Here is a 5,940-nt window from a genome sequence, read left to right on the forward strand (position 1 = left end):
ATGTCGAATGTGATCAAGCTTGCTGCGGGCTCCGAGTTCCCCCTGGCCATTCTGAACAACGGCTCGGTCAAGTCCTGGGGTGACGATGCAGCCTTCCAGCTTGGCAATGGACCCACCACCGGACACCAAACCACCCCGGTTGATGTGCTGAGTATTGACTCCGCCAGAACGGCAAGGGCGCTGGCAGCTGGTATTTTCCATGCCTTCGCGCTGCTGGATAATGGCTCGGTGGCGGCCTGGGGCAGTAACTTTCGGGGTCAGTTGGGCGATGGCACCAATAACTCCTCGGCTGAAGCGATCCCCACTCTCATCACTGGGGTGCAGGTGCCTCCGGCCCCCGCACCCTAGCCTGCAAAGGGCTCAGAACTGCCTGGTCAGTCCAGGCAGTTTTTTCCTTGCTGTACGGGTTACCTTCCAAGATGTTACCGACTTGAAGGAATAGCCCAAAGAAGGACGCGCTGTCTATCGCGGTGAAAGCCAGTACGGCAGCAGCCTGGGGGCTCCCATATTTTGCAGACGCTGTACCGTCAGTGGGCTGAAGGGATTGTAGATGCCCCCGTCGCTGGCCGCTGCAAAGCTAAAGCCATCCAGGTTGATTCCAGAGGGTGGGGTGCTGCTCTGGGCCAGGGGCAGCCAGTCGCGCAGGGGTAGGCTCACCTGTACCGCGCTAAGCGACCAGTCGAGCTCGAGGTTGGTGCGCAGGTTCCAGATGTCCTGCCACCCGTTGGCAGGGGCATTGGAAAGCGAGGGGGCACAGGGAGTTTGGCTGGCCGCGCAGGTCTGGGCCAGATCGGGGAGATGGTAGCTCGCCGTGGTTCCCAGCCAGCCTTGCGAGAGGTGCAGATCCCATTCCAGGTTGATGTTGGGCGCTACCGCGAGCTGGGCCAGCTGCAGGCTGAACAGGCGAGTGCCGCTGCCCGACCAGGCGTAGCTGGCGCCCCAGGAGGCCCGAGGTCGGTTGTCTAGCAGGGTCAGGCTTGCTCCCGGCAGGTTGAGGAAACGGGCAGTGATGTTTTGTGGGCTGGCCAGACCGCGCAAGACCTGCCGGGAGCGCAGGTTCAGGTTGCTAAAGCTGGTTTCGCGGGCGTTGAACAGGTAGGACTCGCCTGAAACTCTCCTTGCAGATGGTATGGCCCGGTAGATCAGGTTGGCGGCTTGCTGCTGGCTGTCGGCCAGGAAGAGGGTCTGGGTGGTACTGGTCAGATAGGCCAGATAGCTCAAACCCTCGCTCGAGGAGTCGGGGTTTTGCAGGGTGGCAGTGAAAGAACCCTCGAGGGCGAACGAATCCGGCCCGGTCATATCCAGATTGAGGGTCTGGTTGCCCGCGACGGTGTAACCACGCAGAAAAAGGGCTCGGTCTGCTTCGAAAACAGTTCCAGGAGGCGCGGGCAGCTGGTATCGCACTGCCAGCAGGTTGGCCGTGCCCTGGCGAACCCCCTGCAAAAAGTAGCCTGGGTAGGCTGGGTGGGGCGGGAAGTTGCCAGTGCGGGCCGGGTCTACGAAATCGCTCGAGGCTCCATAGGCCACCTGTCCGTAGCTGCCTGCCAGACCGCTCAACTGACCGCTCAGGTCGGAGAAAGACCCTCCTGGAGCTGTTGGGGGACACTGCAAGGCCAGGTCGCGCACCTCGCCAAGGGTGAGCTGGTAGACACTGGCTTGATAGGTGGTAAGGCCGGCCTCGGTCTTGCTGCAGACCACGGCCCAGCCATAGCGCTCACCGGCGTTGCTGATACGAAGGGCATAGCTTCCGGCGTTGGGCTGTATCACCTGCCAGGCCCCGCTATCGCCCTGAGCCGCCACCCAGGTGGCTCCCGAAGCTGTCAGGCTTACTGTGTCGGACACGCTCAAAATCAACAAGGCGGTACGAACCAGGCTGCCCTGTGCGCCCCTGACCCGCAACACATAGTCTCGCAGGGGGAGGTCGGGTGCAGTGGAGATGGTGAGGGTCGAGGTTGTGCCATCCGCCTCCTGGGGCGCAAAAGTAGCGCTGAGGCCTGCCGGGAGGGGGGTGCCGTCGGAGCGCTCGAGACTGAGGGCAATGGAACCGGCCAGACTGTTGCGGGTGATGGTAATGGGTTCACTCAGGCTGCTGCCCCGCTGTACGCTCAGATTTTGCGTAAGACCCAGCTGGAAATCGGAGTCGGGTGAGGCAGGCAATACCGTGAGGGTGAAGTCGAGGGTGCGTACAAGGCTTCCCAGGCTGGCCCGTACGCGAAGCTGGTGGGGGGTGATGCTGGCGGTGGGAGCCACCGAAATCCGCAGGATAGAAACGGTGCTGTGGGGTTGGGTCGGGCTGAAGGTCGCAGTAAGGCCACTGGGTAGGGCAGAGCCATTCTGCTGCTCGAGGCCCAACACCACTGTACCCCCGATATTGACGCGCACCACATCCAACAACAAATCCACACTCTGGCCCTGACGGATGGAAGGGCTGGGATTGTCAAGGCTAATTTGCAGGTTCGGCGCGCTGGCCTGCTCAACTCTTAAAGGCAGGTCTGCGGTCTGGGAAAAACCAGCCTGCGAAACCCGTACGCGCAGGGTGAAGTTGCCGGTGGCCGCGCTTCCTGCGGTTCGCACCCGCAGGACGGTGGTATTCCCCAGGATGCTGTTGGGTTCAAAAGTGGCGCTAACCCCAGCGGGCGGTGGGCTTGCCAGGTCTAAAACCACCATTCCAGTCAGGCTGGTACGCACAAGGTTGAGGGTGACATCCCCGGTTTCGCCCTGTTGAAGGGTCAGACTGGTCGGTGAAAACGAAATTTGGACACTGGACTGCGGTGTGGGTCGGGTACAACCCGCCAACAGCACCAGTACAATCCCAGTCACCCAAAACCCATGCCTGATGACCCATATCATTTTCTTGATCCCGCTCATCCTCACGCTCTGACGATAGCATCCACCCTAACGATGTCAAGTCAATTGGCGTTACTTGAGGTACTTACCCTGAGGGCGTACTATGTGAGAGGTTGTATGAGAGGTTGCTCAAGGGGCTAACACCCTAATCCCCACAAGACCATGCTCCATCAAGAGTCAAATAATGCTGCGTATGTTTCGCTGTTTATCGATACTGGTTATTGCAATCACGGCTTGTGGGAGTACCCTGGATGTGAGTAGCCCGAATCCTTCACCCCCGGCTCCAACCCCAAGCAGCTGGTGGAAACCGGCTGCCAACGCCACCTGGCACATCCAGTACACTGGAACCCTCAACAAGACACGCCAGGTTGCGATTTACAACGTGGATTTGTTCGATACCCCGGCCAGCGTGGTGCAGGAGTTGGCGGCCCGGGGGGTCAGAGCGGTCTGCTACCTGAGTGCGGGCTCGTGGGAGAACTGGCGACCCGACAAGAACCAGTTTCCACCCGAGGTCTTAGGCCGCAACTACGACGGCTGGGCCGGGGAGCGCTGGCTGGACATCCGCCAGATTGACAAGCTGGCCCCCATCCTGAGGGCCCGGCTCGATCTGTGCAAGCAAAAAGGCTTTGTGGGGGTAGACCCCGATAATGTGAATGGCTACCAGAACAACACCGGCTTCCCCCTCACGGCCCAAGACCAGGTGCGTTTTAATCGCTGGCTGGCTAACGAAGCCCACCTGCGTGGTCTGGCGATTGGTCTCAAAAACACCACCGAACTGTTATCACAGCTCATAAACGATTTCGATTTTCTTGTCACCGAGGAGTGCTTTGATCAGGGCTGGTGTCATCAGACCCGACCCATGGTGCAGGCCGGCAAGCCGGTGTTCAACATCGAATACACAGATACCCGCATCAAAAGCGCATCCCAGTTTTGTAGCGACACCGCCAGTCTAGGAATCTTCTCGATCCTCAAACGGCGCGAGCTCGACAGTTGGGTCGAGGAGTGCAGGTAAGCGGTTCCCATTTTCATCCCGGGCGATAATCTGGCTGGTAATCACTCGAGATTTGCGTTTAAGGGCTTCCATAGTTTGTTTATCATAGCGTACACCTTGCCATATGTTCGGGCGGTGAACGAGGGCTGGGGTTTATGGGTAGCCCCTGCTGATGCGACAAACTCAATGGGGCGCAGCTTAGTGCACGGTGATTGTGAATGGCCAGTTGCGGATTCTGCCGGAACGCAACGTAACCGATCCGTTAATTCGAACAACTGCCTCCTGGACAACCAAATCCGGCTCAGGCAAAATCGGGTGAGCAGGATTTGAACTTTTTTCGAGCTGCGGTTCTGGTGATCCCATACGCTTCAAAAAAGTTGTACTCGACGCTCTGTTGTGCTGATTGGATACAGCCAGCGTCGCGAAAAACTCTCGAGTGCGGTCTATGCAGTGACGTAAAAAGCCCCTTACTAGGGCAATTAATGTAACGATATGTAACTAGCGGTTAGCCCTATTGGATTTACCGAGACTCTTCTACTCTGAGGCTGTGGGGGGTCTCCTGAGGGCAATGGGGAGATACAAGGATCGGATCGAATGAAAAAATCTACGCAGCACATGTTGAAGTTGCTATCGTTGGCGCTGGTTCTGGCTCTAGGCAGCTGTAATCTGCAACAAAACAATGCTTCCGATGCACCCATAGCAGGCCCTATACCGGCCCCGCCCAAGCCTCGCTATGAGGGGGCTCCGCCAGCTTTGCCGGTTCGAGTTGAGGATGTTAATCGTCCGCTGCCCAATGTACAGATTCGGGTGCCCACCCAGCCCCAGCGCCAGGGGGTGCAGTCCCAGGCGCTCCCTGCCAACCGCATCGCACTACGAATACTGGTGATTGGTCCCACCGAAGAAGACCCCGGCCTGCAGGCCTGGCGGGCCCTGCTCGATCAGCTGGGCAGCAACTACCAGGTCTTGATTGCTTCTACCCAAGACCTCACGCCCAGCATACTGGAAGATGCCTCTGGCGGGCATTTTCAGGCCATTCTGCTGGCCAGCAACAACCTGGCTTACGAAGTTTCGCCGGGGAATTTCGTCAGTGCTTTTAGCGCAGAAGAGTGGAGCCGGTTGTGGGAGTATCAACGCCGCTATGCGGTGCGCTCGGTCTCACTTTATACCTTTCCGGGGCCAGGCACACCCAGCCCGCGCTTTGCCGATCCTGAAGATTATTGCATTCGCTCGGTACGGCCCGAGGGCGATGAAGGGATCCGTACCGACGACACTGCTACCAATCCGCCAGGTAGTCCACCGCTCTTTCCGCCCATCAATATGACCCTCACGCCTGAGGGACGTGGTTTGTTCAACTACCTTAACCCCAGTGCCATCATTCCTATTCGCTACGCCTTTACCTATCCGGCTCGACTGGCTACCGTGCAGGAGTCTCCTGGTTGTACTGTACAGCCGCTCTTGCTGGACTCCGGCGGAAACGTGCTGGGTGTGTTTAGCAGATCCTCCGACGGGCGCGAGCGAATTGCCCTGACTTTTGCTCACAATCCCTATCTCAATCATACCCAGCTGCTGGGTTACGGCCTGATTCGATGGGCGACGCGGGGGCTGTTTGTGGGTGAGCGCAGGCATATTCTTGCGGTGGATGTGGATGACTGGGGCCTGGCCTCCGACCGTTGGGATGTTACCAATATTTATGTTCCGGGGCAGCCACCCCGGTTTCTACCCGAACCTTTCCGCCTGTCGGCGCAGGATGCCTGGTCGGCTTACCTGCAGCAACGGCAGCTCAACAGCCGATTCCCGCTCAGCAACGGATTCATGCTCAACATTGCCTTTAATGGGCGGGGGGTGAATACAGCCGCCGCTGCAAGCTGCAATCCCAGTGTATCCGGCCCCGATCCGCTTTCCAGCCTGACCAGGTGTCTGGCCAGCCGGATGCGTTGGGTCAACCATACCCGCGACCACCCGTCCATGGACAACATTACCGATACGCCCTCGCTGCGCTTTCAGATTGCCGAGAACACCCGGCTGGCCAACCAGATGGGACTGTGGTACGGCAGCAGAACCCTCAAGACCGGCGAGTTGTCGGGTTTGGGCTGGTACCGGAG

General features: G+C 58.9%; 2 protein-coding genes and 2 pseudogenes. 3 read left to right on the plus strand and 1 reads right to left on the minus strand.

What is annotated here, in order from left to right:
* Positions 1–348 (plus strand): annotated as a pseudogene (locus tag Q0288_RS03785) (chromosome condensation regulator RCC1); the annotation flags it as partial.
* A 114-nt stretch (positions 349–462) separates the two neighbouring features.
* On the opposite strand, the gene Q0288_RS03790 reads toward Q0288_RS03785, so the two are convergent.
* Entirely contained in the window at positions 463–2,820 is a 2,358-nt protein-coding gene (locus Q0288_RS03790) for a hypothetical protein (protein WP_299427426.1), read from the minus strand.
* A 220-nt stretch (positions 2,821–3,040) separates the two neighbouring features.
* Between Q0288_RS03790 and Q0288_RS03795 the strand changes: the two genes are divergently transcribed.
* Both Q0288_RS03795 and Q0288_RS03800 read left to right on the plus strand, forming a co-directional pair.
* A complete protein-coding gene (locus tag Q0288_RS03795) occupies positions 3,041–3,859 on the plus strand; it encodes an endo alpha-1,4 polygalactosaminidase (protein ID WP_299427429.1) in 819 nt (272 codons plus the stop codon).
* A gap of 573 nt (positions 3,860–4,432) precedes the next feature.
* A pseudogene (locus Q0288_RS03800) lies at positions 4,433–5,940 on the plus strand (hypothetical protein); the annotation flags it as partial.

Origin of the sequence: uncultured Meiothermus sp., assembly GCF_937863175.1 — a bacterium.
In the GTDB taxonomy this organism is placed as follows: Bacteria; Deinococcota; Deinococci; order Deinococcales; family Thermaceae; genus Meiothermus.

Bases quoted from the DNA above. Each gene is read 5' to 3' on its own strand.
- Q0288_RS03795 (WP_299427429.1), top strand. From the start codon at position 3,041: ATGTTTCGCTGTTTATCGATACTGGTTATTGCAATCACGGCTTGTGGG.